This window comes from Candidatus Didemnitutus sp., assembly GCA_019634575.1.
In the GTDB taxonomy this organism is placed as follows: Bacteria; Verrucomicrobiota; Verrucomicrobiia; order Opitutales; family Opitutaceae; genus Didemnitutus.
Map to the genome: position 1 here is coordinate 1321556 of JAHCAY010000001.1, position 25718 is coordinate 1347273.

The following is a 25718-nucleotide window of genomic DNA, read 5'->3' on the forward strand; positions in this document are numbered from 1 at the left end:
CGCCGATCGGCTCGTGTTCGACGCGACCGAAGCTTTTTCCCGCCGCGCGCAGGGTATGAGCCAGCCATTGCGTGCCGCATCGGCCGGTCGAGAGAACGAACGTGGCGGTGTGCGGCTTCGCGGCGTTCTCCGCGCCCCAGTTCACCCGGAAGTTTTCGGAGCGTGGACCTGGGTGCGGCCGATGAGGCTGGCGGGCACCCACTCCATCAGAAAGTTGATTTCCGACTGCCCGATGGCGCGAAATCCGAGGCGCAGATAAAATTGAAGCGCGGTGTTGTCCTTGTCGACGTGGAGGTGCAGCAATCGCCGGCTTTGCTCGCACTCGTGCTTGGTCGATTCGACGACGGCCTCACCGATGCCCTGGCCGCGGAAATTCGGATGCACCGCGATGTCGGAGAGATAAACCTCCTCGGCATTTTGCGTGACGATGAAGCGCCCGACGGTGACCCCGTTCAACTCGATCACGCAGTCCTTCGTATCGCGCAGGTTCTTCACTTTGCGGTAGTGCGCCGCGTGGACGTGGAACTGCGAAGCGATGACTTGTTGCGCGAGCGGCAGCGCCTCGACGGACCATTGGTTGAGGTGCAATCGCTCGATGTCGACGTGCGCGCGGAGCTCGCGGAGGAACGGCTCATCTTCGGGACGGACCGGGCGGAGAGTCAAATGGGCGGTCACTTGCATGGCGGCGGCGATGGTGTCGCGCGCCGATGCGCGCTTCACATGGAAAGCGATGGGCCGCGCGCGGTGTCAACCTCGCAGCTTCCCCCCCGAAGGACGAAAAGCGAAAGCACACTTTCTGTGTTCACGAAAGGAGCGGACTTTCGGCGTGCATTTCGATGGGCCGCGTGTCTTCCTCCTCTCGTGCACCGGGGGCCACCGGGCATGCCCCACAGCATGACCCTATTGCCTGACTTCGGCCCCTGCCGTTTCCGTGAGGACACGATGTCCGCGCGCCCGAAGAGGGCGGCGGCGAAAACCCGGGGCGAAGCCCAAAGCGAATTTGTTACCCGGCCGCTCTGCCTTGCCGCGCCCACGCGCGCGCAAACGAACGCCGCGTCGCAACCATGAACCCAATCGGTCGATCCGGCCGAAAATCCCAAAACTCGAACCCAGTCCCAACATGTCAGATCCCATGCTCGGTGAAATCAAGGCGGTAGGTTTTCCGTGGTGTCCCTACGGCTACGCCTTTGCCAACGGCCAGCTGATGCAGGTGCAACAGAATGCTGCGCTCTACTCGCTCTACGGCGTCTACTTCGGCGGCAACGGCCAGACCACCTTCGGCCTGCCGAACCTCCAGAGCCGCGTCGGCGTCGCCTTGGCAACCAATGGCAGCACGCTTCAGGGGCTCACCCCCTACCAACTCGGCAATTCTGCCGGTGCACAGGCTATCCAGCTAAGCTTGGCCCAGCTACCCGCTCACAATCACGCCGCAGCCAGCAATGCGACCGCGACGACGACCGTCACGCCCACGACAACCGTGACGACCAGCATCGCCGGCCTCTCGGCGACCACGACAATCAATGCGCTGACGGCACCGGCCAGCTTGTCGGCAATTCCAACCGGAAACCTGTTGTCGGTTGGTCAAACGGCAGGCTCCACGCCAGTGGCAATCAAGCCTTACGCGCCAAGCGGCACGGCTACCACGCTTGCCGGCGGTGCCGCCACGACGACGCTCAGCGGCAACGTCACTGCCAGCGCCGCCACTACCGCGACCGCGGCCACCACGGTTGGCGTGACGACGACCATAGGAGTGACGGGAACCAGTGCCGCGGTTGATATCCGACCGCCCCTCGTCGCGCTCAACTACATCGTCGCGACCATCGGCGTCTACCCGCAGCGGAACTGATTTGTTTTCCGGCCCGCCGCTTCGGCGGCGGGCCGCCTTTTTCATGTCCCTGCCGCTCACACCCGAGGCTTACCAGCCATTGCTCAACACACCCTTTGCCCTCCATCTCGATGGCGGCGCCATCCGCACGCTCCAACTTGTCACCGTGCGTTCAGGCATCGACGACGAGGTGCAGCTCTCGTTCTCCCTGCATTTCCTCGCTGAAGGGGAAAAACTGGAACAGGGCATCTACCGCCTGAACCACGCTGCGCTCGGCGAAATCGATCTGTTTCTCGTCCCGGTGCAAAAAAGGAAGATCGGCATTCTCTACGAGGCCGTCTTCAATTTGCTCAGGGACGAGACGCCATAACCACTCCGGATCCGGCGATCCCTCAGGCACCGCCGACAGACCGACAACCATAACCCATCCGTCCACGTCTCCCGCCATGTCAGAACCATTCCTCGGCGAAATCAAATCTGTCGCCTTCAACTTCGCTCCGCGAAACTACGCCTTCTGCGCCGGACAACTCATGTCCATCGCGCAGAATTCCGCCCTCTTCGCGCTCCTTGGCACCACCTTCGGTGGCGACGGCATGCAAACCTTCGGGCTACCGAACCTCGGTGGTCGTGTCGCCATTGGCAAAGGACGAAGCCCCGGCACCTCCTTATACGACATGGGAGAAGCCGCCGGCTCCGAAACCGTGACGATACTTACGTCGCAGATGCCCATGCACAATCACGTCGCTACGACCAACGTGACCACCGATATTTCCGGTCTGACCGCGACAACCACAGTTCACGCGCTCACTGCGCCTTCCACGACCTCCGCGGTGCCCACGGGCAACATGCTCACGGTGGGCACGACGGGCGGAGCGAGTCCGGTCTCGATTAAGCCTTACGCTGCATCCGGCAGTGGCACGGACACCACCATGGCCGCGCAAATGTCCCCCACCGTTCTCGGAGGCAGCATCGCAGCCTCTGCCACCACCACCGTGGGCAGCAGCGGCAGCAGTCAGCCTGTTGCGATTCTTCAGCCCTACGTGGTGGTGAACTACATCATCGCCACCGCCGGCATCTTCCCGGCTCGCAACTAAGCGGATTCCGGTTTCCTCGAAAGCCGCCCTCGAAAAGGGCGGCTTTTTCACGCCCACCGCGCGCCGCCGCACCGGGGGCTCGGTGCAACGCTTGTCACTTGCGTGGTCATCCAGCAGGGTGACATTGTGCAGTTGTGCGCGCCATCGCAGGCATCGTTCGCTTAGATTCCGGCTCCGTCGCGCCAGCGCAGGTTCGCTCGATGATCGACGCCATGGCGATATGCCCAGTGGATCGAGTCGCCATCTGGGCGGAAGGCTCAGCCGGCTTCGGGCACTTCGCTCAAGCGTTTTTTCCGGAAGACGCATTTGAATCGCAACCGCACGTGGACCCAGCGCAACGACGCCTTCTCGTGACCGACGCCTACCTCGACAACCGCGCCGAGCTCGCGGCGGAGTTCGGTTGGTCCAACTCGGAGGCGCGCGCGCACGCCGACAGCGCATTTGTTCGGGAAGCCTATGATCGCTGGGGAGAGGAATGTCCCGCTCGACTCGCCGGCTCGTTCGCCCTCGCCGTCTGGCATCCGCTCGAACGGCGTTTTTTCGCCGCCGTAGATCATCTCGGCAACCGCCCTTTCTATTTCGTTCGCCACGCCAGTCTTTTCACCTTCGCCTCCACACTCCGAGGCGTGTTCGCACTTCCGGAAGTCTCGCGCCAGCTCAACGAAACCGCCTTCGCCTGCTACGTCGCACGCATCGATTTCGCTCCCGCGGAAACTCTCTACGCCGATGTGCAGCGGCTTTCTGGCGGACACCGACTCTCATTTCAGGACGGCCGCCTCCGCATCGCACGCTATTGGAATCCTGATCCGGATCGCGTGCTGCGACTGAAGTCGGACGAAGAATACGTCGAGGCATTCCGTCACGAATTCACGCGTGCCACGCAAAACTGCCTGCAGCGCTACTCCGGACGCGCCGCCGTGCTCCTCAGCGGCGGGCTGGATTCGTCCGCGGTTACCGCGGTTGCCGGTGGCATCCTGGCGCGCGACGGCGCGCGCCTACAAGCGATCCACCGGCGCAGGGCGGGCTCCAATCGCTACGGACATACCGGCAGAGTCCTCGACGAATCGGCCTTTGTCGAAGACCTCAGCGCTTCCGCGCGTGACATTGACTTTCATTTCCTACCGGGCAACTCCGGCGCCGCGCCGCTCGCGAGTTGGGACGATCTTTTCGAGCACAACCTTGTTCCGTTCCGAAGCCTGCCCGCAGGCGAAGATCCGGCGTATTCCGCCCTTCTGGACAGTTTGGATATCGGAGTGATTTTGAGCGGACTGGGCGGCAACTACCTCGTCTCTCTCGAAAACCAGCCTCTTGGTTATCTCGCGCATCTCGCCACGACAGGACACTTGTCAACGTGGTTGCGCGAAGTAGCAGGGCAGCGCCGCGTCTATGGCAGATCGTGGGGAGCACTGGTGCGCCATGCCACGCTTGGTCGCATTTGGCGGGGAATCTTCCCGTATCCTAAACGCGGGTCGGATATGTCGCCGTGGCTTAGCCTTCTGAATCCCGATTTGCGCGCGCGAACGGGAATCGACGAATTGACGCGAGCCCACCTTGCTTCATGGAACACGCCGCCAAGAAACCCGCGTCGCCGCTTGCATCGTATCCTTACGGAAGTCGCGACTCAACAGACGGGCGCCGCGCCGTCGGTCGTAGGCTCGACTCGCGCGCGCCGGCGGAGCGGAGCTCCGATGTTGGACTTCCGATTCAACGAATTTTGCCTGTCGCTTCCCTTCGAGCAGCAAATCCGGGACGGCTGGGACCGCCGGCTCCTGCGCGAGAGCATGCGCGGTCAGCTACCCGACACCGTGCGCCTCCGCGTGAGTCGCGGTCAGCCTCAACCGGATTTCCAATCTCACTTCGCGGCTCAGCTGCGCGAATTGCAGGATACATTCTCTAAACTGAGCGGCGATCCTGCGGTGGCCGGGCATCTCGATTGCGCCTGGATTGCACGTCAATGGCAGGACGCCGCCCTCGGCTTGTGGCAAAGGGAGCTGACTTTGGCAAACAGCGCCGCCTTGGCGCGATTTATCCGCTGGCACGCCACTTGGCGTGTGCGACCGTGCGCCACACTCGATTGCGGAGACTAAACCAAGCGGCGCGATTAACTACAATTTGTGTTGGCGGCGCTCGACATCGTCGCCCCGGCTCCACACATACCAACGAACTGCACCTCGGTGGTCATTCCTGCTCCAGTCTCCGTTTCCCCGACTCCTAAAGGCGTCACAACCGGAGCGACCCACGCGCGTTTCGCGCCGCTCGAAGAAAAAACTTTTTGATCCTTCATCGAGGAAGTCTGTCCGGTGAAATTCATGGTGCGATTTGGTGGCAGGCGAACTGCGAATGGTCAAGCGTCTTGCCAAGTGCCGGGCAATACGGTTTTCCCAAGAGCGTTGACCGCGATGCGTCTGCCACCTGCACCTGCCTTCGCCCCCCCGCCGTGAGTCAGCCGACTCCCGAGTTTGCGTTGCTTCAGGCCAGCCTGAATTATGGGCTGCGACCAAACGCCCCCCCTAAGGTCAGTTTGGACGCTGCTTCCGGGGCCCAATGCAACTGGCACCGGCTCCTTTGGTTGGCTCGTTGCCACGGACTGCTGCCCTCGCTTGGGACCATGGCGTCGCGCCCGGACAATGGATGGTCTCCGCCTGCGGACACGCTGCAGCAGTTGCAGGCGATCGGGCACTTCACCCAGCTCAGGCACTTGGCACGTGCGCGCGAAGCGTGCGTGCTCCACGACTTGCTGACGCGAGCCAGCATCCCATTTATGTTTGCGAGCGGCTGGGCATTGGCCCGGCGTTGCTACCCAGTGCCGAGCCTGCGCTCCCTCGGAATGAACACGACACTTCTGGTGCGCGCCAGCGACGCGGCTCGAGCGCGAACCGCGCTCGCTTCCCTCGGCTACTCACTCGAGGTAAGCCCTCTGGCCCTCGCCGATCGCCATCGCAGCCGGGTGATCGTCCACTCGCTGCCCGCAACCGACCGGGACTTCGAAGGGCTGATCGGTCGCGCCGAAACGATCCCGGTCGGCGGGCGAGATCTGAAAACCCTCCCGACGATCGACTGGCTGTTCCGCCTCTGCGCCAACCGCAACGGCCTTCGCTGGCTCGAACTGCGCCGCGTGGCTGATCTGCTCAGCCTCCTCAACCATCATGCGACGTGGGATTGGCCGCTGGTGCTGGCTCGAGCGGACACTGCCGGCCTTCGGTCGAGTCTGATTTTCTCGCTCGTGGCCAGCCATCGGGTCGTCGGCCAGGAACTACCACCGCAAGTCGCCAAGGAAATCGCACGCGAGCCCGCGCTCGACCGGCACGCGGCGAAACTATGCCGGCAACTTGAAGCCGGCCAGTCGATGTCGCCTGACTCGGCTGCCGCTCTGCGCCTCAATCTACGGCTCCAGCCGAACTGGGGCGATCGTTTGCGCTACGTCTGGCGGCATATCCGCAACCGATTCCGCTCCCCGCTTCCCGTCGGGAAAAACGAATCGGACGACCCGGCTTGCATCGGGCGCTTTGCTCCGACGCCGCAACGCACCGTTGACGCCATGTTGGACCTCGCCGAGACGAAAGCGGGCGACGTGGTCTACGACTTGGGCTGCGGCGACGGACGCATCGTGATTTCGGCGGCAAAGCAATTCGGCGCTCGCGGCGTGGGGATCGATTTGGATCCGCAGCGGATTCGCGAAGCCACCGCATCGGCCGCCGCGCAGCAAGTCGCGGCCACCACGTCGTTCCTCTGTGCCGACGCGATGCGGATTCCCCTGCGGGACGCCACCGTCGTCTGCCTTTATCTCCAAGGCTTCGCCTACCCTGATCTGCGCCGTAAGCTCGCGCGCGAGCTTTCCCGCGGCACACGGATCGTTTCGCACACTTTTATTTTTCCGGGCTGGCCTCCTGAAAAAACCAAGATCGTCAGCGTCAATCCGCAGACGATCTCGCAAATCTATCTCTGGCGAATCCCGTAGCCGACGATGGAGCCATCCGACCAACTCGATCCGGACGCCTTGGCTGCGTATCGTTCGCTCGCTTTCACCCTAGCCGCGAAGAACGACCGGCCCGCCGCCATCCTCGCGTTCGAAGCCTACCTCGCGCTCGCGCCCCACGACGCCGACGCGCTGGCCAATCTCGCCTACTTGCTCAAGGACGAGCGGCGGTTTGCCGAAGCGCGGGCGCTCGTGGAGCGCGCGCTGGCCTGCCACCCGCAACACGCCGAGGCCCTTATCGTCGACGGCCTGCTGCACCAGGAGGTCGGCAACCTGCCGGCGGCCATCGCCGCCTTCCATCAGGCGGTCGCCACCTCGCCGACGCACCACGCCGCCCTCGTCTACCTCGCCGCCGCTTTGCTGCTGCACAACCGCTTCGCCGAAGCGCTCGCCGCCTTCGCCGAAGCCCGCAGCCATCACCCAAACTCGGCGTTGATTCGCTATAACCAAGGGCTCGCCCAGCTCACCACCGGCGATTTCGCAGCCGGTTGGGAAAACTACGAGCAACGCGCGATCTTCGGTGCCGGCTGGGCGAACAACATTTTCCCCGCTCCGCTCTGGCAAGGCGACTACTCCCTCGAAGGCCGCACTCTGCTGATCTACTCCGAGCAAGGTTACGGCGACACGCTCCAATTCTGCCGCTACGCGCTCCTCGCCCGCGACGCCGGCGCAGACGTCATTCTCGCGGTGCAGCCCCCGCTTTGCGGGCTGCTCGGCGCGTCGATTACCGATGTGCGCGTCATGCCGATCGGCACGACGGTGCCGCCCTTCGACCTGTATTGCCCGCTCCTCAGCCTGCCCCGCGGCTTTCGCACCCGTCTCGACACCATTCCCACCCCAATTCCCTACCTGCACGCGCCGACGGCAAGGATCGCCGAGTGGCAAATCGAACTCGGTCGCGGCCCCAACATCGGCTTCGCGTGGTCCGGCAATCCTCAGCACCACCGTCATCAGTTTCGCACCGCGCCGCCCGAACTCTTCGCCACGCTCTTCGCTACGCACCACGGTCGCTTTTTCAGTCTGCAAAAAGACGCCCGGCCCGGTGAAGCCGCTGCGCTCGCCTCGTGCCCGAACGTCGTGGATCTCGGCGGTCGCCTGTCCGACTTCACCGAAACGGCCGCCATCGTCACCGCACTCGATCTCGTGATCACCGTCGACACTGCCATCGCCCACTTGGCCGGTGCGCTCGGCAAACGCGTGTGGATTCTCCTCCCCTTCGCCGCCGACTGGCGCTGGCTCGCTGACCGCACCGACAGCCCGTGGTATCCGACCGTCCGGCTATTCCGTCAACCCGCGCCGGGCGCGTGGGCGCCGGTCTTCGCCGAGGTTCGGCGCGCGCTCGCCGAGTTCGCCTCGCCGTCCGATCACCCCACTTCGATCGGAGAACAGTGACGCCGCGCGGTGCGGTTGTTTCCCCGCGCTCCTTCGTCTCAGCGTGCACCCGTCGGCGGCGACACGCTGCCGCCGACTTTCTCGATCAACTTGCCCAGGCAATCCTCGCCGCGATTCGGCGACCAGACGCGACGTCCCTCGATGTAGATCGCCGGCACGCCGCCGATGTCGGCGCGCTTTGCCTGTTCGCGCGCTGCCAGCACTTGCGGACGCACCGCCTCGAGCCGCGCCGCCAGATCGGACGCATCCAGGCCCAGTCTGCGGAAAATTGCCGCAATCTGCTCCACACTCGCCCCGTTGCCGGAGCCGTCCTTCGGCCGGTCGAACATCGCCTGCCACAACTCGAAATACTTCCCCGATCCCTCCGCGAGCTGCAACGCCGCGACCTGCAATACGGACGCGTCCCACAGGACCCGCGGCCGGATCGTGAAACGCGCGCGGTCCTTGAACCGCTCCATCGCCCGCACGAAGATGGGATGATAAGCGGCGCAGTGCCCGCAATTTGGATCATAGAACACGATCACGGTCGGCCCGCCCGCCTTGCCGACGAACGGCGTGCCTTCGCTCAAGAAGTCGCGCCACGGCACCACGCGCCCGTCGTCGTCGAAGCGGCATGGGCGCATCTCGCGTAGCTTGGCGGCGTCAATGAACTTCGGCAGCGCCGTCCCCACGATGTCCTCGACCTCGCCGCGCGTCTTGCCTTGGTCGAGCGGTCGCGTGCCGAGTCGGTCCACGAACAGCAGGACGCCTACGAGCACTCCCGTGGCCACGAACAGGCCCCCGCCAGCCGCCGCGAGTTCGACCAGTCGCGCGCTCTCCGGCACCGGGGCGAATCCTCCGCGCCACCGCAACGCACCATGCAACACCGCCAGCGCTGCGACTACCACCGCCGACAGCGTGCACAGCACGCACCAAGCGTGCGCCACGAACGCCATCGTGTAGACGAGGTAACCGGAATAAATTAGCGCCACCACCACCGTGATCTCTCCGGCGGCATGCAGCCGGCGCGCCCAGGGAGGAACCATGAAAATCTTGGCAAACGACACCAGCGCCAACGCGAAATAGAAGGCGTATCCCCAAGCCGCATTGGAAACCCCGAGCAGATGGCTCGAGGGCAACGCGCCTACTTCCTCGCACCCGCCGCGCTCCGCCGGAGCCACCGCCGCCGGCTTCGTCAGTCCGAGACAACCTTGGTCGAAGCCGCGCGCCTTCTGCACCCAGAGGTGCAACGCAAGCACCATGCCCGCGAGCGACAGCCAGAGTATCAGCCGGTTGATCATGCCACGCGGCAATGACTACGCCGAAGGCACCACCCGCAGCAACTTGTCGCGCTGCAGCTGGTCGAGGAACGCCAGCGCCTCGCGCTCGCACGTCGCACGCTCGACCTCGAACTCGCCGAGCAGGCGGTCGACGAGCGCCGCGACTGTCATCGGCTGCTCGATCAGCGCCCAGATGCGGCTGCCGACCTCGTTCATGTTGTAGTATTCGCCGTTCTCGATCGAGAGCAGCACGACTTTGCCATCTAGATCGCCCGACACCTGGTCGGAGCTGCGGACGACGGACGTGGTAAGTGCAAGGGGAGGAAGCGCGGACATTACGTGGCCCGCGCAACCTTTTGCCAGCACCGCGCGACATTGCACGGCCGAAATCGCTCAAAATACCAACTCGCCGTTCGCGTCGAGGTAGCCGAAACGCCGCATCACGTCGCCATGGTCCGCCACTACCTGGGCGACCTGCTGCGGAGTGAGCGCCTCCCGCCAGGAGCCGATCTCGCCCTTGCGAAAAAAGGACTTCGCGCGCGCCATCTTCTCGGCGAAGCCCGTTTTCTCCTCCTGCGCGCGCAGTTCCTCGAAGCGGCTGAACTCGATCGCCTTTTTCAACCGCGTCGGATCGTCCGGCAATCCCGCGAAACGCGCCGCCGCGCCGAAAGTCTCCTCGGACCGCAGCTTCATGTCTTCATAGCGCACCACATGGACCCGCACGCCCGGCGCGTCGGCCCAGCTCCGCACGTGATTGCTCCACGAGAGGAGTTTTTGCCGAAGCTGGTTCGCTTCGGTGGCATCGGTTTCGCAAAACGAATTCTCGTCTCGCGCCATCTGCCGGATCACGCGATCAAACCGGTCATGCCCGCCGTGGTGCGCGAACGATACGGCCACATCGAGCGGGTTGCGCACGAAATACAAAGCCGCTGCCGTTGCCTCCGCGGGGATCAGCGCCCGCCCATCCGACAAAAACGTGTAGGCGTCGTGCACTTTGCAATAGAGCGTCTCCTTCGCCTCGCGCGCCTGATGCAGATACACCTCCGGACGCAGCGCATCGATCTCCTCGAAGGTCAGTTCGCCTGAATCGTAGCCGAGCGCCTCGTCGAAAACCCCGCGCGCACTCGCGATCGGTCCGCCGTCGAGCGCGTTGATCTGCGCGGGCGTGTCTGCGTCGCGCAGGAAATTCGTCAGGAACGTGCGGAACCACGTGTTGCCTGACTTCGGGTAGGACGCGAGCCAGACGATGCCTTTCATGCCCGCAGGTCGGCTTCGATTGCGGCAACGAGTTCCGGGAGCTTGAACTCGCTGCGGTCGGGCCGCTCGACCGCCGCCAACCCCGCCTGCTGCGCCAGCCGCAACGCATGTTGAAAATGGCCGGTTTTCCCCTCGACAGCAGCGAGAAATCCGAAGCGATACGTTTGGTTCTTGAGCACCGCGAATTTCGCGGGCCCGAGCACCGGCTCGATCGACAGGTCGGGCTTGTTGTGCGGACGCAGCACGAAGAGCTTCCGAATCGGTCGCGGCGCGGTCGCGAACTCCCTCCCCAGCGGGACGGCGCGCTTCTCGAGCTTATTGCGGATCCGGCGCAGACCGTCCGGCGAAATCTCGAGCTGGCGCAGCGAGTCGAGCCAGAGCTTGGCCTGTGGAAAACCCGGCTCGGCGAACATCCGCCCGCCCGCCCCCGGTCGCACGACGCAGAGATCGTCCGTCAGCACCGCTCGCCCGCGCTGCCGAAACGCCGTCGCCAACGTCGATTTGCCGACGCCGGAACGGCCGAGAAAAACCACCGCTTCGCCGTCCCACTCGATCGCGCTCGCGTGCAGCACCAAATCGCCCCGCTGGTGCAACAGCGCGCCGATCGCCGAGCCGAGCAGAAACACCCGCACATCCTCATCGTCGGCCTGCGCCGCGCGATCGATCGTGATCCGCCGGCCCTGTTCGACGAGATAAGTCGCGACGCCATCGACCTGCAGCCGCAACGCGTCGGCCGCCGCCTGAAAGCGCACGCCATGTTTCAGCGTGCCCGGCAGCTCGGCCGGCACCTGACCGTAGACAATTTCGACATCCACCGGCTCCGCTCCGGTCGTCGCCGTCAGCTCCGGCAAATCCAGTTCCGACCGCATGCGCAGACCGAAACCCATGTGCACCCGCGCAGACTCGCTCACGGCAGGAAACCTCCTGCACACGCGAGCCGCGTGTTCGGTGTGCCAACGCTGGAAATCGAAGGGTATCGGAGCATTCGGGAGATCGCCCGGGTTTGTGCACGAGCCGCTCAAAAACGCACGGCCGAAATCGCCTCTTCTGCCGGCTCCGCCGCGATCAGCCGCACGCCCGGGTCGGCGGAAATCTCGTAAGCCAAACGCAACCGCCCTCCGCGCGCCGCGATCGCGTCCGGCACGCCGCGCAGCCGCTCCGGCATCGTCAGGCTGCAATGAAAATCCTCGAGCGCGTGCGCGGCGAAAAGCTGTAGCCGCGTCAGCAGTTGCAGCGCGCTCGCCGCATGCGCCGGCACGAAAATGCTCCGCTCCGGCAGCCGTCCCGCCGCATCCGGCACGAGCGCGTCCGTCCGCCCCGCATCGAGGACGAACACCGGTCCGAGCCGCTCGATGTCCCAGCTCCCGCCGCCAGCCAGCCCCGCGCGCACGAAACCCAGATCGACCTCGATTCGCTCCGGCAGAAAAAAGCCTCCCGCGCGCAACTGCGGCGCCAGCGCCCGCGTGACGGCCACCTGCGGCTCTTTCTTCAACGCCCGCCGCAACACCTCGGCCACGACGATATGCGGCCGGTCATTCTCCGCGAAACGCACCGCCGCCGCGTCGCCGCAAATCGTCGCGCGCAACGACCGCTCGACGCCCAGGTCCGCCGCCAGCCGGCGCGCATCGCCCAGCGAAGCCTCGTGGATATCCAGCAAACTCACCTGCACTTCCGCCGGCGAATAGCGCGCCGCCATTGCCAGCGCCATCGGCGCCGCCGGACCGCACCCGGCCTCGACGAGGTGGATCGTCTCGCCGGGGAATTTCTCCTGCGCCGCCCGCACCGCCGCATCGAGCGCGCGCAGGTAAACCGCGGTGCGCAGATGTTCACGCAGGCAGAGCACCGCCCGTTGAGGGGAGATTGCTTCTCCGCCCGGCAGCGGTGTGGGATGCGTCCCGGTCGAGTCCGGCGGATCGATGCGGACCGCGTCCATTCCCAAGCGCTCCAGCGCCCAACCGCACCAGGCGTGGGCGGCGGTCAGGTGTTCCTGCGGCGCGCGCGTCTCGTCGATGAGGCAGGTCGTCCACTCGTCAAAAGCTCTGCGCTCAGCATTCACCCATCGAACCGACGCCGTCGGCGTCACCGGCGCAAGGGCAATTCGCATTCGGCGTAAATCGCGACATTGCTTCGCTCCGCCTGATCGTTTTGCTCCGCTCAATCCCGTCGCAGCCGTGCCCCTCGATCGAATCGTTCATTTCCTTAACGAAATCGGCATCCCTCTCCAGGAGCGCGCCCTCCCCGCGGGCACTTTCGTGCCTGGCATCCTCATCGAAAACGGCGGTCTCGTGATCGATCGCGCACGGCTCGCCTACCCGGGCGATCTCCTGCACGAGGCCGGACACATCGCGGTGACGCCCCCCTCGCAACGCGCTGCGTTGAACGGCGACCTCGGCAGCACGATGGCGGACGAGATCGCCGCCCAAGCCTGGTCCTACGCCGCCGCGCGCCACATCGGAATCGATCCAACGGTCGTTTTTCATCCCGCAGGCTATCGCGGGGCTTCCGAATCTTTGCTCGCAGCCTTCGCCGGACCCGGCGCACCGGGAGCTCCCCTGCTCGAGTGGTTCGGTCTCACCCACGCGCAGGACAATGGCAGCGGTGCGCCTGTGTTTCCGCGCATGAGCGGCTGGCTGCGCCCCGAGCCTGCGCCCGCGACTGCCTGACCGATTCGCTTCCCAGTCCGCAGGCCGGCTTAGGCCGTCGCACGGATATCGCGCCGCCGATCACGCAATCGCTCGCAGCAGCCGAATTCGAAAGCAGCCGCGTGATCGATCCGCCGCGCGCTCACAGCCACACTTTGTTCCGCTCTCGACGTGCCGGATACATGTTCAGGTATTGGACAATGCGCGGCCGCGCGCCGTGATTCGGACTCGCGCCGTGCGGGAGCTTGTCGCTCCAGATAACGAGGTCGCCCGCGCGTCCGCCGATGTGCTTCACGCCGAGCGCGTGCAAGTCCTGTTGGCGCGGATCCGTGCCCGTCGGCAACGCATCGAGCCACGCCTCGAGCCGCCGGTGGAAACCCGGCACGCACCGGAACGCTCCCTGTTCCGGCGGAGTGTCGGTCAGATAGAGAATGCCCTGCGTGCCGAACGGAATCGGTCGCGCCAAGCTCACGTCCCAATGCAGGTCCGATGCGCGAAACGTCTCGCCCGGGCGCAACGGCGGGTTGAAGCCGCCGCGATCGCACGTCACCCACAGGTCCGCCGTGCCCCACAGCTGCGCGAATGCCTTGTGGATCCGCGGCGAACGCCGGTTCGCGGTGAATGCGGGATGTTGGAACAACTGCAGCATGATTCCCTGCCCTCGATCCGCATACCACGTCGTCGGATCGTCGGGCCGCGCCGAGGTGTTTTCCCAGATCGCCGCCTCCGCCGCACGGCGCGATTCCTCCGGCACCGCGTCGTGCACGATCACGTAGCCGTGCTCTTCCCAATGCGCGAGGTCCTCGGCGCTCAACACCGGCGGCAGCGCGTCAATCTGCGCCAACCACGCCCGCGTCGCCGGCGGAGGCGGCTCGCCGCACAAGGCCGCGTTGAGCCGCGCCACCCGCGCCGGCTCCGGTTCGCCACTCGTCGCCACGACCCATTTCTCGAATTCCTCGAATGTCCTCGCCGACTCCATGATCTGCCGGCGCGCCTGCTCGAGGCCGAGACCGAGCGCATCGATCACCAGATGGTCGCGCTGGTCGTCGTCGAGATCGTCGCTGCGCCAGCCGCCGCGCGCCGCGCGCGCCCGCGTCCAGAGTCGTTTCAGATGCAGCACGCCGAGCGAGCCGGCTTCGTCGGAGGGCGCGAGAGGGATCGGTGGATTGCTCATAGTCGGAGTTCCAACAGGCGCGGCCCATCGCCCGAGACGCCCCGAGACTTGACGCCCGGATGCGCCTTTGTCGAGCCACCGCCGGTCAACCGCCCCGGCCCGCCGGGCCCCATGCCTTCGCGCAACTCCGTCGAACAACGCGCCTTGACCCTCTCGCCGCGCCACCCTGATTCTTGCCCGACGATGTGGTCTCGGGCCGTGACCAAACTTGCTACGCCGCGCCCTGAAGACGCGGTGGAGCGAAGCTCGCCCAATTTTCCTCCCTTACCAATCTCATGAGCAGTCGCGTCGCCTTCATCACCGGCATCACCGGCCAGGACGGCTCCTACCTCACCGAGTTCCTCCTCGCCCGCGGCTACGCCGTGCACGGCCTCGTGCGCCGCGCGAGCCTGTTCAATCGCTCGCGCATCGAGCATCTGCGCCACGATCCCGCGCTCGGCGGCCAATCGCTCTTCCTCCACTACGGCGATCTCAACGACACCACATCGCTCCGCCGCCTGTTCCGCGCCATCAAGCCCACCGAGGTCTACCACCTCGCCGGTCAGAGCCACGTCGGCCTAAGCTTCGAGATCCCCGAAGCCACCGTGCAGGAAGTCGCCAACGCCACGCTCGGCCTCCTCGAAATCCTCCGCGATCAGGAACACCCCGTGCGCTTCTACCACGCGTCGAGCTCGGAAATCTTCGGCACTCCCGCCGCCGCGCCGCAGAGCGAGGACACCCCGCTGCGCCCCACGAGCCCCTACGGTTGCGCCAAGGCCTTCGCAACCAACCTCGGCCGCGTCTACCGGGATTCCTACGGCCTGTTCGTCTGCAACGGCATCGCCTACAACCACGAGTCCCCGCGCCGCGGCGAAAATTTCGTCACGCGCAAAATCTCGCTCGCCGCCGCCCGCATCGCCCGCGGCCGCCAAAAGGAGCTCACGCTCGGCAACCTCGACGTCACACGCGACTGGGGCTACGCGCCCGAATACGTCGACGCGATGTGGCGCATGCTCCAACAGGAAAAACCCGGCGACTACGTCCTCGCCACCGGCGCGAGCCACACGCTCGGCGATTTTCTCGACGCCGCCTTCACCCACGTCGGCCTCGACTGGCGCGCGCACGTGACGACCGATCCGCGCTTCGTCCGCCCCGCCGAGCCGTTCCGCCTCGTCGGCGACGCCTCGCGCGCCCGCGCGCAACTCGGCTGGTCCGCGCAGACCAAACTCGCCGACCTCGCCCGCCTCATGGTCGACGCCGACCTCGCCGCGCTCGACGCCGCACCGTGATCGCCACGAACCGCCTCGCTTCGCGAGTGAGATCATGACTCCGCCCGTCGAACGCATCCTGCGCCCGCATCGCGGCTGGTTCCGTCTCGATCTCGCGCGCCTGCTCCAGCAACGCGACCTGTTGGTGCTGCTCGTGCGGCGCGATCTCGTCTCGCGTTACCAGCAGACGATCCTCGGCCCGCTCTGGTTCCTGCTCCAACCGCTGCTGCTCACCGGCGTGTTCGTCCTCGTCTTCAACCGCGGCCTCCGCACCTCGACCGACGGCGTGCCCGCGCACCTGTTCTACCTCTGCGGCATGTTGCTCTGGGCGTATTTCGCCAACGTCCTCGCCGGTGCCGGCAACACCTTCCAAGTGAACGCGTCGGTGTTCACCAAGGTCTATTTCCCCCGCCTCGTCGTGCCACTCGCCGTCGTGCTCGCCAGCCTCGCGCCGCTCGCTCTCCAAACGCTGCTCTTCCTCGCGTTCTACGTGCCCGCGCTGCTCGGCTCGCCCATGTGGCACCCGATCCCGGTCGCGCTCGCGCTGCTGCCACTCACGCTCGCCCAAGTCGCCTTGCTCGCCCTCGGCGTCAGCCTGCTCACTTCCGGCCTCTCGGCGAAATACCGCGACTTGCAGCACGCGCTGCCCTTCGTGGTGCAACTCTGGATGTTCGCCACGCCGGTGATCTATCCGCTCTCGCAACTCGGCCCGCTCGCGCGCTGGGTCGCCGCGCTCAATCCCCTCGCCTGCCCGGTCGAGATGCTGCGCTTCGCCTGCTTCGGCGCCGGCGCGGTCACGCCGCAACTCGCCGCGCTCTCGCTCGCCGGCACGCTGCTCGTCCTTGCGGCGGGCCTGTTCGTCTTCCAGCGCGCCGAGCGCACGTTTGCCGACACCGTCTGAGCCACGCGCCATGAGCCAGCCGATCATCGAGGTCCGCGGCGTTGCCAAGAGCTACCAGCTCGGCCGCATCGGCTTCACCAGCATGCGCGACGAAGTGGATCGCGCGTGGTCGCTCCTCACCGGGCGGCGCCGCGCGCGCGCGGCATCCGAGACGTTCTGGGCGCTGCGCGACATTTCCTTCGACGTCCAGCCCGGCGAAGTGCTTGGCCTGATCGGCCGCAACGGCGCGGGCAAATCCACGCTCCTCAAGATCCTCGGCGAGATCACCGATCCGACGGCCGGCGAAGTTCGCCTCCGCGGCCATGTCGCCTCGCTGCTCGAGGTCGGCACCGGCTTCCATCCGGAACTCAGCGGACGCGAAAACATTTTCCTCAACGGCGCGATCCTCGGCATGAAGCGCGCGGAGATCGCGCGGAAATTCGACGAGATCGTCGCCTTCGCCGAGATTGAGCGCTTCCTCGACACACCGGTGAAGCGTTATTCGAGCGGCATGTATGTGCGCCTCGCCTTCGCCGTCGCCGCGCATCTCGAACCGGAGATCCTGCTCGTCGATGAAGTGCTCGCCGTGGGCGATCACGCGTTTCAGCAAAAGTGCCTCGGCAAAATGCAGGACGTCGCCCGCACGCAGGGCCGCACCGTGATCTTCGTCTCGCACAACATGGCCGCCGTCTCGCAGCTCTGCCATCGCGCCGTGCTGCTCGAGCATGGCCGCGTCTCCGCCCACGGTCCCGCCGCAGAAGTCGTCTCCGGCTATCTCGCGCGCAACGCCGCCGCCGCCGGCGAGTGGCGTGCGCCCCCCGGCCACAACGCCGCGGCGCCGGTCGCCCTCCAAGGCGCCCGCGTGCTCGACGAATCCGGCCGGCCGGCCGCCCTGCTACCGCACTCCAGCGAACTCACCGTCGAACTGGAGTGCGTCGAGCGATCCAGCGGCGCCCTGTGGGGCGTGCGCGTCGCGCTGTTCGACGCACAGGGCCACGAGCTGGTCTGCACGCTCGACCGCGAACTCGCCGCGGCGCGCGGCACCGGTCCGGGCCGCGCCCACCGGATCGCCTGCACCCTGCCGGCGCGACTGCTCCGCCCGGGCGTCTACTCCGTCGTCGCCTCGCTCTACGAGCTTGCGGGCGGCGAGCCGGTGGCCACTTACGACGAGGTTGATCCCCTGCTCGCCCTGGAAATCTCCCCACAGGGCTACACCGCCTATTCCGGCCGCGCCCTGCTGGGCCTCCGCGCCAAATGGGCGGTGCACGCCGGATGAAATCCCTGCTCAAGCGCATCGTCCCGCACCGCTGGCATCCGCCGGCGGTGGCCGCGCGCGCCCGCGCGCGCTGGGCCCGCTCCGATCTTGTGCGCTCCGGTCCGTTCGCCGGCATGCGCTTCACTTGGGAGGACTGGAACCCGAGCTTCTCCGCCCCGTTTCCGAAGATGATGGGCACCTACGAGCTCGAGTTGCACCCGATCATCGAGGGCATCATCGCGCGCACCCCGCGGCGCATCGTCGAGATCGGGGCCGCCGACGGCTACTACGCGGTCGGCTTCGCGCGACGGCTGCCGCGAGCCGAGATCGTCGCCTTCGAGGAACTGGCGGCCGGCCGCGAGCTCCTCACGCGCTTCGCGACGTTGAACGGCGTGCGGGAGCGCATCCAGATGCACGGGCGCTGCGAACCGGACACGCTGCGCGCCACGCTGCAACCCGGCGATATCCTGATGCTCGACGTCGAAGGTTACGAACGCGTGCTGCTCGACCCCGCCGCCGTGCCCGCACTCGTGCACACGCCGATCCTCGTCGAATGCCACGACGCGCTCGTGCCCGGCGTCTCAGCGCTGCTCGAATCCCGCTTCCAAGCGACCCACGCCATCACCCGCATCCCGAACCGCGTTCGCATGATCGCCGAAATTCCGGACGCTTCATGGCTGCTTCGGTTCTACTGTCGCTACAATCTGTTCGGCTGGGTCAACGAGCGGGTCGGCGGACCCATGCAATGGCTGTTCCTCGAACCGAAATCAGCCCTCTCATCGCCGACCGCATGAATGTGTGCGCCCGGCGCCCCGTAGCCGGCCACGGGATCGGCGATCTCCGGTTCAGCTCCGCTCCACGCGCCGACTCCAGGTCGGCCCGGCCTCGCTTCGAGCGCGAGCCCCTCGGCCCCGGACAGGCGCGAATCCCCGCCTGAGTTTTCCGCGCGTGCGCTATTCCGCCTACGTTCCCTGCTGCAACGACGCCGCGACGATCCGCGACGCCGTCGCCAGCGTGCTCGCGCAAACCTTGCCGCCCGCGGAAGTGCTCGTGATCGACGATGCCTCGACCGATACCAGTCTCGCGCAACTCGACGGGCTCGCCATCCGCGTGGTCCGGCACGAGCGCAACCTCGGCCGCGGTGCCGTGCGCGCCCGTGCGATGGCGGAGACGCGTGAGGAATTCGTCCTTTGCTGCGACGCCACCAATCGCCTGCCGCCCGGCTTCGCCGCCGCGGCCGCACCGCTGTTCGCGGCGGAGCGCACGGCCGCCGCGTTCGGCCCGCTCGCCGATCCCGCACCGCGCGGCGCCGCCAGTCGCTGGCGCGCGCGCCATCTTTTCCGACAGGACGAACCGCCGCGCCGCCACACACGCGCGCTGCTCTCGACCTACGGCACCGTCGTGCGCCGCGCCGCCGCCGCCGCGGTCGGCGGCTTCGACGCTGCGTGTCGCGCCTCCGAGGACGCCGATCTCGGCCGTCGCCTGCTCGCCGCCGGCTTCGACGTCGTGCTCGCCCCGGAACTCACGGTCTGGAGCAACACGGTCAACTCCGCCGCGAAAGTCCTCGAACGCTACTGGCGCTGGAACCACGCCGCCGCCGGCCGCGCCGCGCTGCGTGGCTACCCGCGTCACGCCTGGTATGCGTGGCGCACGATGATCCCGCAGGATCTCCGCGCCGGCGACTGGCCCGCCGCCGCGCTCAGCGCCGTCTGTCCGCATTACTGCGCCGTGCGCTCACTGCTCGTCCGATGAGACCGTTCCTGCGCTCCGTCGGCGTCGCGGCCCGCGATCTGGTGGCCGCGACGCTGCGCCGCGCGCCCGGCTCATCCGTGCAATTCGGTCCGCCCCGCCAGCTCGTGCCCGACACGCGCGCGTGGCAGCGCGTGCATCCGTCCGCGCGCCTCCGCGCGCTGAGCGAGGCGCGACCCGTGACGCGCGCCGCTGCGCGCCAAGCCGACGAGCCGATCGCCCGTCGCTTCGCCGCCATGCGCCACGGCACGATCAAACCGCGCTTCGTCGCCGAGTTGCCGCGCGGACGCTTCTGGGGCCGCGGCTACGGCTACATCATCGATACCGACGACGCGCTGCACGGCGAGCTCTCGCCCTGTTTCGACGATTTCGCGCCGGCGGAAAATCGCCCGCACCACGACGCGCTGCGCCAGCCGTTGCTGCCGCGCCTGCAACGCCACCGCGGCACGCTCGCGGTCCTGAGCACGCTTTTCTGCGAGAATTTCCACCACTGGCTGCTCGACGCCGTGCCGAAGCTCGGCCTCCTGCACGAAGCCGGCTGGCCGCTCGATCGCATCGACGGCTTCGTGCTCCCCGCCTCCGCGCAGCGTCCGTGGCACGAGCAAACCCTCGCCCGTCTCGGCATCGCGCGCGACCGCCTCGTGTTCGCCGACGCGCGCACGCATGTCGCCGCCGACACGCTGCTCGTGCCGTCCTACGCCGAGCCCGGCCGCGAGCCGGAGAAATTCGACTACACGCCCGAGGGACTGGCCTTCGTCCGCGAGCTGTTCGGTGAGTCCCGCGACGCCTCCGGCACCTGGCCGGAGAAGATCGTCATCTCCCGTGAACTCGCCGCCGCGCGCCGCTGGACCGGCGGCGAATCCGGCCACGCACAGCTGCAACGCGCCGGCTTCGCAAAGGTGCTCCTCGAACGACACACGCTCGCCGAACAGGCGGCGCTTTTCGCCCACGCGCGCCAGATCGTGATGCCGACCGGCGGCGGCCTCGCCAATCTCGCCTTCTGCGCGCCGGGCACGCAGGTCGTGGAGCTCTTTCCGCCGACCTATTTGCCGACCTTCAGTCTCGTGCTCTCCAGCGCCCTCGCGCTCGACTACACGGCGCTCGTCGGCCCGGCGGAGTCCGGCGCGACCGATCGTGACAGCGATGCGCACCCCGTCGCCGTCCCCGTCGATCGCATCCTCGCTTCCTTCCGGTGATCCTTTCCGTTGTCATCCCGACCTGCAACCGGCCCGACACTCTCGCGGCCGCGCTGGATCGGCTCGCGCCCGGCGCGCAGACGCTGCCCGCCGCCGACTACGAGGTGATCGTGACTGACGACAGCAGCTCCGCCGCGACGGAGACGCTCGTCCGCACCCGCTTTCCCTGGGCGCGCTGGACGCGCGGTCCGCAACGCGGCCCGTCGGCCAACCGCAATCACGGCGCCCGCCTCGCCTGCTGCGCCTGGCTGGCGTTCACCGACGACGATTGCCTGCCCGACGCCGGCTGGCTGTCGGCCTTCGTGAGCGAAACCCGCGACACGACGATCGCCGCGCTGGAAGGCCGGACCTGGTGCGGCGAACGGAACATGGGGTCGCTGCGCTTCGCGCCGGGCAACGAGTCCGGCGGGCGACTCTGGTCCTGCAACTTTGCCATCCGCGCCGAAACGTTCCACGCCTTGTCCGGCTTCGACGAAGGATTTCCCTTCGCGCACCTCGAGGACGTGGACTTCCACCACCGTCTGAAAGCAGCCGGCCATCGCGTCCGCTTCGTTCCCGCCGCCGCCGTGGAACATCCGCCACGCGCACTCGGCCCGGTCTGGCGTTCGGCGCTCGCGCACGAATCGTCGTTCTATTTCGCGCACAAGCACCGGCTGCCGCTCGCGCGCTGCGGCATGGGTCTCGATTTTTTTCTCCGCGCCCGGCTCAAGCAATGGGCCGGCAGCCGCAACGCCTCCGAGGCCGCGCGCTTTCTCGGTCGCTGGATCGCGGAAACCGGCGTGATCGCACTCATGACGCCGGTCTGGCTGTGGCGTCATCGCCGGCGATGAGCATCGTCTACGTCAACTCCACGCTCCGCGCGCGCCGAGCCATGTCGAACGACGGCTCGACCAGCCCCCTTCACTACTGGGGCTACGCGCCGCACCCCGGCGACGCGCTGCTGATGCATCGGCTGAACCGCTGGGAAATCCATCTCCGCCACCGTCTCGGCGGCCTCGACCCCTCGATCCTCGCCGCGACCCTCTGGCGGCTGGGCCGCAACGCCACCGGCACCTACGTGGTCTCGCAGCCCGACCTGTGGCAGGTCTTCCCGCTGCTCAAGGAACTCTTTCCGCGCCGGCCGCTCGCGACCTGGGTCTGGATGGATTGGGAAGTCGATCTCCAGTTTGACCGCCTGCGCACCTGCGACCATGTCTTCTGCCTGACGCCCGGCGCCAAGCAACGGCTCGATGAGCGCGGCATGTCCGCGCGATCGAGCTTCGTGCTCTGGGGCTGCGATCCGGCCTACTACCGCGCTACCGCTCCGGTGCCGGCCGAGGCCGACGTGATCATCAGCGGTATGTCCCAGCGCGACACGGCCCTGGCCCGCGCCGCGCTGGATACGGCCCGGTATCGAGTGCTGCTGACGCCCGTCACTGCACAAATCGTCGGCCGCCCCGAGGCCGCCACGCCCATCGGCAATGACCCCGAATTGCGGCGCGCGTATCACCGCAGCCGCGTTTGCTGGATTTTGCTTCGCGCCGAAGATCGCTATCCCAGCGGCCTGACCAACCTGATCGAGAGCCTCCTGTGCGGGACCGCGGTCGTGATCGCCGATCGCACGCTCATTCCGGAGCCGTATCTGACACTGCCGGGCGTCTTCCGCTACCGCACCGGAGACTTGACCAACCTGCTCGCGCGCACCGACGAGGCGCTGGCGTGGACCCGCGAGCCGCGCGCCCGCTCCGCGATCGCCGCCGCGGCCGCGGAGCGCCTCAGTGGCCAGGAACTTTCCGCCGCCATCGCGCGAACCCTCGGTCCCGGCCACCTCCGCCGCTAAATATCTTCCGCCTGCCACCTGCATGAAATCCACCGTGAAGAACTTTCTCACCGCGCACCAGCCGCGCCTGCTTGCGCGCCTGCTGCGGTGGAAGCCCGGGTGGAATCGTGACTTGTTCGTGTTCCTCCATGCGGTCCGTCCGGGCGACACCGTCCTCGACCTCGGCGCCAACGTCGGCCTCTACACTGAAGTCTTCGCGCGCCTTGCCGGTCCGCGCGGACACGTGCACGCGTTCGAGCCGATGCCGGACACCTTCGCGCAGCTGCGCGCGCGCTTCGCCACCGAATCAGCGTGGCCCCAAGTCCACTTGCACAACGCCGCCGTCTGCGAGCGCTCCGGACCAGTCACGCTGATGCTGCCAGGCAACGACTCAGGCCAGGCGTCCATGGTGCGGCATCAAATCGCCTCGTGGCAGAGCAACGTGGTGCGCTCCTTCGCCTGCGCAGGGCATCGCTTGGATGAGTTTTTCCCCACACTGCGCACGCCCGCGCCATCCTTCATCAAGCTCGACATCGAAGGCGCGGAGCTTCTCGCGCTACGCGGCGCGCGCGACTTGCTCCGCACGCACCAACCCGTGCTGCATCTCGAAGTCTGGTCGCACTGGCTGCACGACTTCGGCCACACGCCGGCGGACCTGGCAGCCGAATGGCGTGCGCTCGGCTACGATCGCTTCGTCGCCGTCACGGATCGGCTCACGCCGCTCCCGGATCTCGAGCAGAGCTGGGCCGGGATCATCGCGTCGGGCTCGCACAACATGCTCGTGTGGTCCTCGCGCAGTCCATGGGCCGCGCGCGTCGAAGCCATTCCGTTCGCCTGAGTCGCCGCGCTCCGCCAGATGAAGATTCTCGTCTACAGCAACTGCCCGCTCGATCCCGCCCTCGGCTCGGGCAAGACGCGCGTGCGTTTCAGCGAAGGCCTTCGCACGCGCGGGCATAGCGTGCGCGTCATCGAACCCGCCACCGTGCGGCTTTGGCCGCAGCTGCGCGCGGGGCACCGCTTCCGGCTCGCGCTCGGCGCGCTGCGCCACGCCCAGCGGACGCTTGCGCAGCAGCCGTGGGACATGGTCGTCATCCAAGGCGGCGAATTCGGCTGGCTGGCCCGCTGGCTGGCGCGCCGCTCGCCGCGACCGCGGCTGGTGCACTACACCGACGGCTGCGAACTGCTGGCCGGTGAAAGCACGTCCCCCCGTCCTTTTCTCTTCCGCCTGCATCGCGCGCTGGACCGTGCGGCCTTTCGTTGGGTGGACGGCTGCATATCGGTCAGCGGTCAGGACTGCCGCTATCTGGTCGAAACCCGCTGCCTGCCGGCGGTGCGTGTCCGTTGCGTGCCTCCAGGCTTGGACGAGGAATTTCTGGTGCACCCCGCGCCAGGACCGCGCGCACCGCGACTCGTTTTCCTGGGTTCGTGGATCGACCGCAAGGGCATCGCCGAACTCGTGCCGTCCGCCACCGCCTTGCTCACGCAATACCCCCAACTCGAACTCGACCTCCTCGGCACGGCCCGCAGCGAGGCGGAGTTGCGTGAGTGCTTCCCGGCGCTCGTGCGACCGCGAGTCCACGGCGCGGGCTTGCTCTCGACGGCGGAACTCGCCCGCCGGCTGACGCGGGCTTCGATCTTCGTTCTGCCGGCGCGCTACGAAGGCTTCGGCATGGCGACGGCCGAGGCGATGGCGTGCGGCTGCGCCGTCGTCACCACCCCCACCGGATTCGGCGCCGATCTGCAGGATGGCGTCAACGCCTTGCGCGTCCCCTTCCAATCGCCCGACGCGCTGACTCGCGCGCTCGCGCGGCTCACTACGGACGACGGACTGCGACACCGGCTGGCGATTGCCGGGTGGCAAACAGTGCAGACCTTCGCCTGGTCGCAGCGCATCGACCAACTCGAAACCATCTACCGCGAGTGGCACCAGTTCCCGCCGTGAAAATTCTGGTCTCCAGTCATCGCTACTCCCCCGACGTCGGCGGGATCGAGACCGTCAGCGGACTCCTCGCCGCCGAATGGCGCCGGCGCGGACACGAGGTGCGGGTCGTCACGCAGACTCCGGCGCGTAGCGCCGCCGACGAATCGCCCTTCGTGCACCGCCGGCCGACGCCAGCCCGACTGTTCGCACTCGTGCGCGACTGCGACGTTTACTGGCACAGCAACATCAGCCTGCAGACCGCCTGGCCGTTGCTTTTCCTGCGACGGCCATGGTTCATCACCGCACATACCTGGCTGCATGGGGTCGACGGCCGGGTCGGCTGGCGCGATCGTCTGAAGCGCATCGTGCACACGCGCGCGAACAACCTCTTTCCCAGCGAGTGCATCGCCGCCCACATCGGATGCCCAGGCGTCCTCGTGGGCAATCCGTATCACAATGAGCTTTTCCGCCGGTTGCCGAACATCCACCGCGACCGGGAACTCGTTTTCGTGGGCCGACTGGTGGGCGACAAGGGCGCCGACGTGCTTCTCCGTGCGCTCCATCACCTGCCGCCCGGCAAACGCCCATCGCTCACCATCGTCGGCCAAGGCCCGGCGGAGCCGGCGCTGCGAACGCTCGCGGCGGAACTCGGCATCGCGGACGCGGTGTCTTACGTCGGCCCCTTGCGCGGCGAAGCGCTGGTGGCGACGCTGAACGCCCATCGCGTGCTCGTCATCCCTTCGCGCTGGGAGGAACCCTTTGGCATCGTCTCGCTGGAAGGCCTCGCTTGCGGCTGCCGCGTCATCGCCTCGGCCAGCGGCGGATTGCCCGAAGCCGTGGGGCCCGCCGGCACCTTGTTCGCCAACGGTGATGCCGCGGCCCTCGCCCACGAGATCGCGCTCGCGCTCGCCGCTCCCCCACGCGCGGAAGATGCGCCCGACGTGCACGCTCATCTGGAGCGATTCAGCGCACCGCGCGTCGCCGAGCACTACCTGCAGCTTTTTCAAGCCGCGCTCAACCAGACGAGGAAATGAGCAGCGGGTCTGTCATCGA

25 protein-coding genes are annotated in these 25718 nt (G+C 67.0%); 18 read left to right on the forward strand and 7 right to left on the reverse strand.

The genetic code is table 11. From position 1 onward, the window contains the following. Nucleotides 1–141 precede the first annotated feature (141 nt). Nucleotides 142–681 carry a GNAT family N-acetyltransferase gene (locus KF715_05515; protein MBX3736126.1) on the reverse strand — a complete coding sequence of 180 codons (540 nt, stop codon included), beginning with the start codon at nucleotides 679–681 and terminating at the stop codon, nucleotides 142–144. Between the two features lie 439 nt (nucleotides 682–1120). On the opposite strand from KF715_05515, the gene KF715_05520 reads away from it, so the two are divergent. The 6 genes from KF715_05520 to KF715_05545 all read left to right on the forward strand — a co-directional run bounded on the left by KF715_05520 (nucleotide 1121) and on the right by KF715_05545 (nucleotide 8287). Next, complete coding sequence (locus KF715_05520; protein MBX3736127.1) at nucleotides 1121–1846, forward strand: tail fiber protein; 726 nt, start codon at nucleotides 1121–1123, stop codon at nucleotides 1844–1846. A gap of 43 nt (nucleotides 1847–1889) precedes the next feature. Continuing rightward, complete coding sequence (locus KF715_05525; GenBank protein MBX3736128.1) at nucleotides 1890–2195, forward strand: hypothetical protein; 306 nt, start codon at nucleotides 1890–1892, stop codon at nucleotides 2193–2195. A gap of 76 nt (nucleotides 2196–2271) precedes the next feature. Continuing rightward, nucleotides 2272–2919, forward strand: coding sequence for a phage tail protein (locus KF715_05530; protein ID MBX3736129.1), 648 nt, complete (start codon nucleotides 2272–2274; stop codon nucleotides 2917–2919). Nucleotides 2920–3119: 200 nt separating this feature from the next. Then, a complete protein-coding gene (locus KF715_05535; protein ID MBX3736130.1) occupies nucleotides 3120–5006 on the forward strand; it encodes a hypothetical protein in 1887 nt (628 codons plus the stop codon). 350 nt (nucleotides 5007–5356) lie between these two features. Then, nucleotides 5357–6877, forward strand: a complete 1521-nt coding sequence (locus tag KF715_05540) for a nucleotidyltransferase family protein (GenBank protein ID MBX3736131.1) — start codon at nucleotides 5357–5359, stop codon at nucleotides 6875–6877. 6 nt (nucleotides 6878–6883) lie between these two features. Beyond that, on the forward strand, nucleotides 6884–8287 hold the full coding sequence (locus KF715_05545; GenBank protein MBX3736132.1) for a tetratricopeptide repeat protein: 1404 nt from the start codon (nucleotides 6884–6886) through the stop codon (nucleotides 8285–8287). 38 nt (nucleotides 8288–8325) lie between these two features. On the opposite strand, the gene KF715_05550 is transcribed toward KF715_05545, so the two are convergent. The 5 genes from KF715_05550 to KF715_05570 all read right to left on the reverse strand — a co-directional run bounded on the left by KF715_05550 (nucleotide 8326) and on the right by KF715_05570 (nucleotide 12907). Next, nucleotides 8326–9567 carry a vitamin K epoxide reductase family protein gene (locus KF715_05550; GenBank protein MBX3736133.1) on the reverse strand — a complete coding sequence of 414 codons (1242 nt, stop codon included), beginning with the start codon at nucleotides 9565–9567 and terminating at the stop codon, nucleotides 8326–8328. A 15-nt stretch (nucleotides 9568–9582) separates the two neighbouring features. Continuing rightward, nucleotides 9583–9882, reverse strand: coding sequence for a lasso peptide biosynthesis PqqD family chaperone (locus tag KF715_05555; protein MBX3736134.1), 300 nt, complete (start codon nucleotides 9880–9882; stop codon nucleotides 9583–9585). A 57-nt stretch (nucleotides 9883–9939) separates the two neighbouring features. Then, on the reverse strand, nucleotides 9940–10803 hold the full coding sequence (locus tag KF715_05560) for a sulfotransferase domain-containing protein (GenBank protein ID MBX3736135.1): 864 nt from the start codon (nucleotides 10801–10803) through the stop codon (nucleotides 9940–9942). After that, nucleotides 10800–11714, reverse strand: coding sequence for a hypothetical protein (locus KF715_05565; GenBank protein ID MBX3736136.1), 915 nt, complete (start codon nucleotides 11712–11714; stop codon nucleotides 10800–10802). The genes KF715_05560 and KF715_05565 overlap by 4 nt, the downstream gene beginning before the upstream one ends. Before the next feature lie 107 nt (nucleotides 11715–11821). Beyond that, on the reverse strand, nucleotides 11822–12907 hold the full coding sequence (locus KF715_05570) for a hypothetical protein (protein ID MBX3736137.1): 1086 nt from the start codon (nucleotides 12905–12907) through the stop codon (nucleotides 11822–11824). Nucleotides 12908–12974: 67 nt separating this feature from the next. Here KF715_05570 and KF715_05575 point away from each other — a divergent pair, with 67 nt between their 5' ends. Further along, nucleotides 12975–13466, forward strand: coding sequence for a hypothetical protein (locus KF715_05575; GenBank protein ID MBX3736138.1), 492 nt, complete (start codon nucleotides 12975–12977; stop codon nucleotides 13464–13466). A 121-nt stretch (nucleotides 13467–13587) separates the two neighbouring features. Here KF715_05575 and KF715_05580 read toward each other — a convergent pair whose 3' ends face one another. Continuing rightward, on the reverse strand, nucleotides 13588–14619 hold the full coding sequence (locus KF715_05580; GenBank protein MBX3736139.1) for a phytanoyl-CoA dioxygenase family protein: 1032 nt from the start codon (nucleotides 14617–14619) through the stop codon (nucleotides 13588–13590). Between the two features lie 275 nt (nucleotides 14620–14894). Here KF715_05580 and KF715_05585 point away from each other — a divergent pair, with 275 nt between their 5' ends. The 11 genes from KF715_05585 (at nucleotide 14895) to KF715_05635 (ending at nucleotide 25699) form a co-directional block, all read left to right on the forward strand. Continuing rightward, the gene (locus KF715_05585; GenBank protein ID MBX3736140.1) at nucleotides 14895–15887 is read left to right on the forward strand and encodes a GDP-mannose 4,6-dehydratase; all 993 of its coding nucleotides are present in this window, start codon (nucleotides 14895–14897) and stop codon (nucleotides 15885–15887) included. A gap of 34 nt (nucleotides 15888–15921) precedes the next feature. Then, nucleotides 15922–16767 (forward strand): ABC transporter permease, encoded by an 846-nt coding sequence (locus tag KF715_05590; protein MBX3736141.1) that lies wholly within the window; start codon nucleotides 15922–15924, stop codon nucleotides 16765–16767. Between the two features lie 10 nt (nucleotides 16768–16777). After that, on the forward strand, nucleotides 16778–18022 hold the full coding sequence (locus KF715_05595) for an ABC transporter ATP-binding protein (protein ID MBX3736142.1): 1245 nt from the start codon (nucleotides 16778–16780) through the stop codon (nucleotides 18020–18022). Further along, nucleotides 18019–18795 carry a hypothetical protein gene (locus KF715_05600; GenBank protein ID MBX3736143.1) on the forward strand — a complete coding sequence of 259 codons (777 nt, stop codon included), beginning with the start codon at nucleotides 18019–18021 and terminating at the stop codon, nucleotides 18793–18795. Before KF715_05595 ends, KF715_05600 begins: the two co-directional genes overlap by 4 nt. A 154-nt stretch (nucleotides 18796–18949) precedes the next feature. After that, on the forward strand, nucleotides 18950–19753 hold the full coding sequence (locus KF715_05605) for a glycosyltransferase (GenBank protein MBX3736144.1): 804 nt from the start codon (nucleotides 18950–18952) through the stop codon (nucleotides 19751–19753). After that, nucleotides 19750–20946 (forward strand): glycosyltransferase family 61 protein, encoded by a 1197-nt coding sequence (locus tag KF715_05610; protein ID MBX3736145.1) that lies wholly within the window; start codon nucleotides 19750–19752, stop codon nucleotides 20944–20946. Before KF715_05605 ends, KF715_05610 begins: the two co-directional genes overlap by 4 nt. Continuing rightward, nucleotides 20943–21776: a glycosyltransferase gene (locus KF715_05615; GenBank protein ID MBX3736146.1), complete on the forward strand. Its 834-nt coding sequence runs from the start codon at nucleotides 20943–20945 to the stop codon at nucleotides 21774–21776. The genes KF715_05610 and KF715_05615 overlap by 4 nt, the downstream gene beginning before the upstream one ends. Beyond that, a complete protein-coding gene (locus KF715_05620) occupies nucleotides 21773–22765 on the forward strand; it encodes a hypothetical protein (protein MBX3736147.1) in 993 nt (330 codons plus the stop codon). The genes KF715_05615 and KF715_05620 overlap by 4 nt, the downstream gene beginning before the upstream one ends. 22 nt (nucleotides 22766–22787) lie before the next feature. Further along, nucleotides 22788–23582, forward strand: coding sequence for an FkbM family methyltransferase (locus tag KF715_05625; protein ID MBX3736148.1), 795 nt, complete (start codon nucleotides 22788–22790; stop codon nucleotides 23580–23582). Nucleotides 23583–23600: 18 nt separating this feature from the next. Next, nucleotides 23601–24686 carry a glycosyltransferase family 4 protein gene (locus KF715_05630; protein ID MBX3736149.1) on the forward strand — a complete coding sequence of 362 codons (1086 nt, stop codon included), beginning with the start codon at nucleotides 23601–23603 and terminating at the stop codon, nucleotides 24684–24686. After that, entirely contained in the window at nucleotides 24683–25699 is a 1017-nt protein-coding gene (locus KF715_05635) for a glycosyltransferase family 4 protein (GenBank protein ID MBX3736150.1), read from the forward strand. Before KF715_05630 ends, KF715_05635 begins: the two co-directional genes overlap by 4 nt. Nucleotides 25700–25718: the final 19 nt, after the last annotated feature.

Bases quoted from the DNA above. Each gene is read 5' to 3' on its own strand.
- KF715_05515 (MBX3736126.1), bottom strand. From the start codon at position 681: ATGCAAGTGACCGCCCATTTGACTCTCCGCCCGGTCCGTCCCGAAGAT.
- KF715_05520 (MBX3736127.1), top strand. From the start codon at position 1,121: ATGTCAGATCCCATGCTCGGTGAAATCAAGGCGGTAGGTTTTCCGTGG.
- KF715_05525 (MBX3736128.1), top strand. From the start codon at position 1,890: ATGTCCCTGCCGCTCACACCCGAGGCTTACCAGCCATTGCTCAACACA.
- KF715_05530 (MBX3736129.1), top strand. From the start codon at position 2,272: ATGTCAGAACCATTCCTCGGCGAAATCAAATCTGTCGCCTTCAACTTC.
- KF715_05535 (MBX3736130.1), top strand. From the start codon at position 3,120: ATGATCGACGCCATGGCGATATGCCCAGTGGATCGAGTCGCCATCTGG.
- KF715_05545 (MBX3736132.1), top strand. From the start codon at position 6,884: ATGGAGCCATCCGACCAACTCGATCCGGACGCCTTGGCTGCGTATCGT.
- KF715_05550 (MBX3736133.1), bottom strand. From the start codon at position 9,567: ATGATCAACCGGCTGATACTCTGGCTGTCGCTCGCGGGCATGGTGCTT.
- KF715_05555 (MBX3736134.1), bottom strand. From the start codon at position 9,882: ATGTCCGCGCTTCCTCCCCTTGCACTTACCACGTCCGTCGTCCGCAGC.
- KF715_05560 (MBX3736135.1), bottom strand. From the start codon at position 10,803: ATGAAAGGCATCGTCTGGCTCGCGTCCTACCCGAAGTCAGGCAACACG.
- KF715_05570 (MBX3736137.1), bottom strand. From the start codon at position 12,907: ATGCGAATTGCCCTTGCGCCGGTGACGCCGACGGCGTCGGTTCGATGG.
- KF715_05580 (MBX3736139.1), bottom strand. From the start codon at position 14,619: ATGAGCAATCCACCGATCCCTCTCGCGCCCTCCGACGAAGCCGGCTCG.
- KF715_05585 (MBX3736140.1), top strand. From the start codon at position 14,895: ATGAGCAGTCGCGTCGCCTTCATCACCGGCATCACCGGCCAGGACGGC.
- KF715_05590 (MBX3736141.1), top strand. From the start codon at position 15,922: ATGACTCCGCCCGTCGAACGCATCCTGCGCCCGCATCGCGGCTGGTTC.
- KF715_05595 (MBX3736142.1), top strand. From the start codon at position 16,778: ATGAGCCAGCCGATCATCGAGGTCCGCGGCGTTGCCAAGAGCTACCAG.
- KF715_05600 (MBX3736143.1), top strand. From the start codon at position 18,019: ATGAAATCCCTGCTCAAGCGCATCGTCCCGCACCGCTGGCATCCGCCG.
- KF715_05610 (MBX3736145.1), top strand. From the start codon at position 19,750: ATGAGACCGTTCCTGCGCTCCGTCGGCGTCGCGGCCCGCGATCTGGTG.
- KF715_05620 (MBX3736147.1), top strand. From the start codon at position 21,773: ATGAGCATCGTCTACGTCAACTCCACGCTCCGCGCGCGCCGAGCCATG.
- KF715_05625 (MBX3736148.1), top strand. From the start codon at position 22,788: ATGAAATCCACCGTGAAGAACTTTCTCACCGCGCACCAGCCGCGCCTG.
- KF715_05630 (MBX3736149.1), top strand. From the start codon at position 23,601: ATGAAGATTCTCGTCTACAGCAACTGCCCGCTCGATCCCGCCCTCGGC.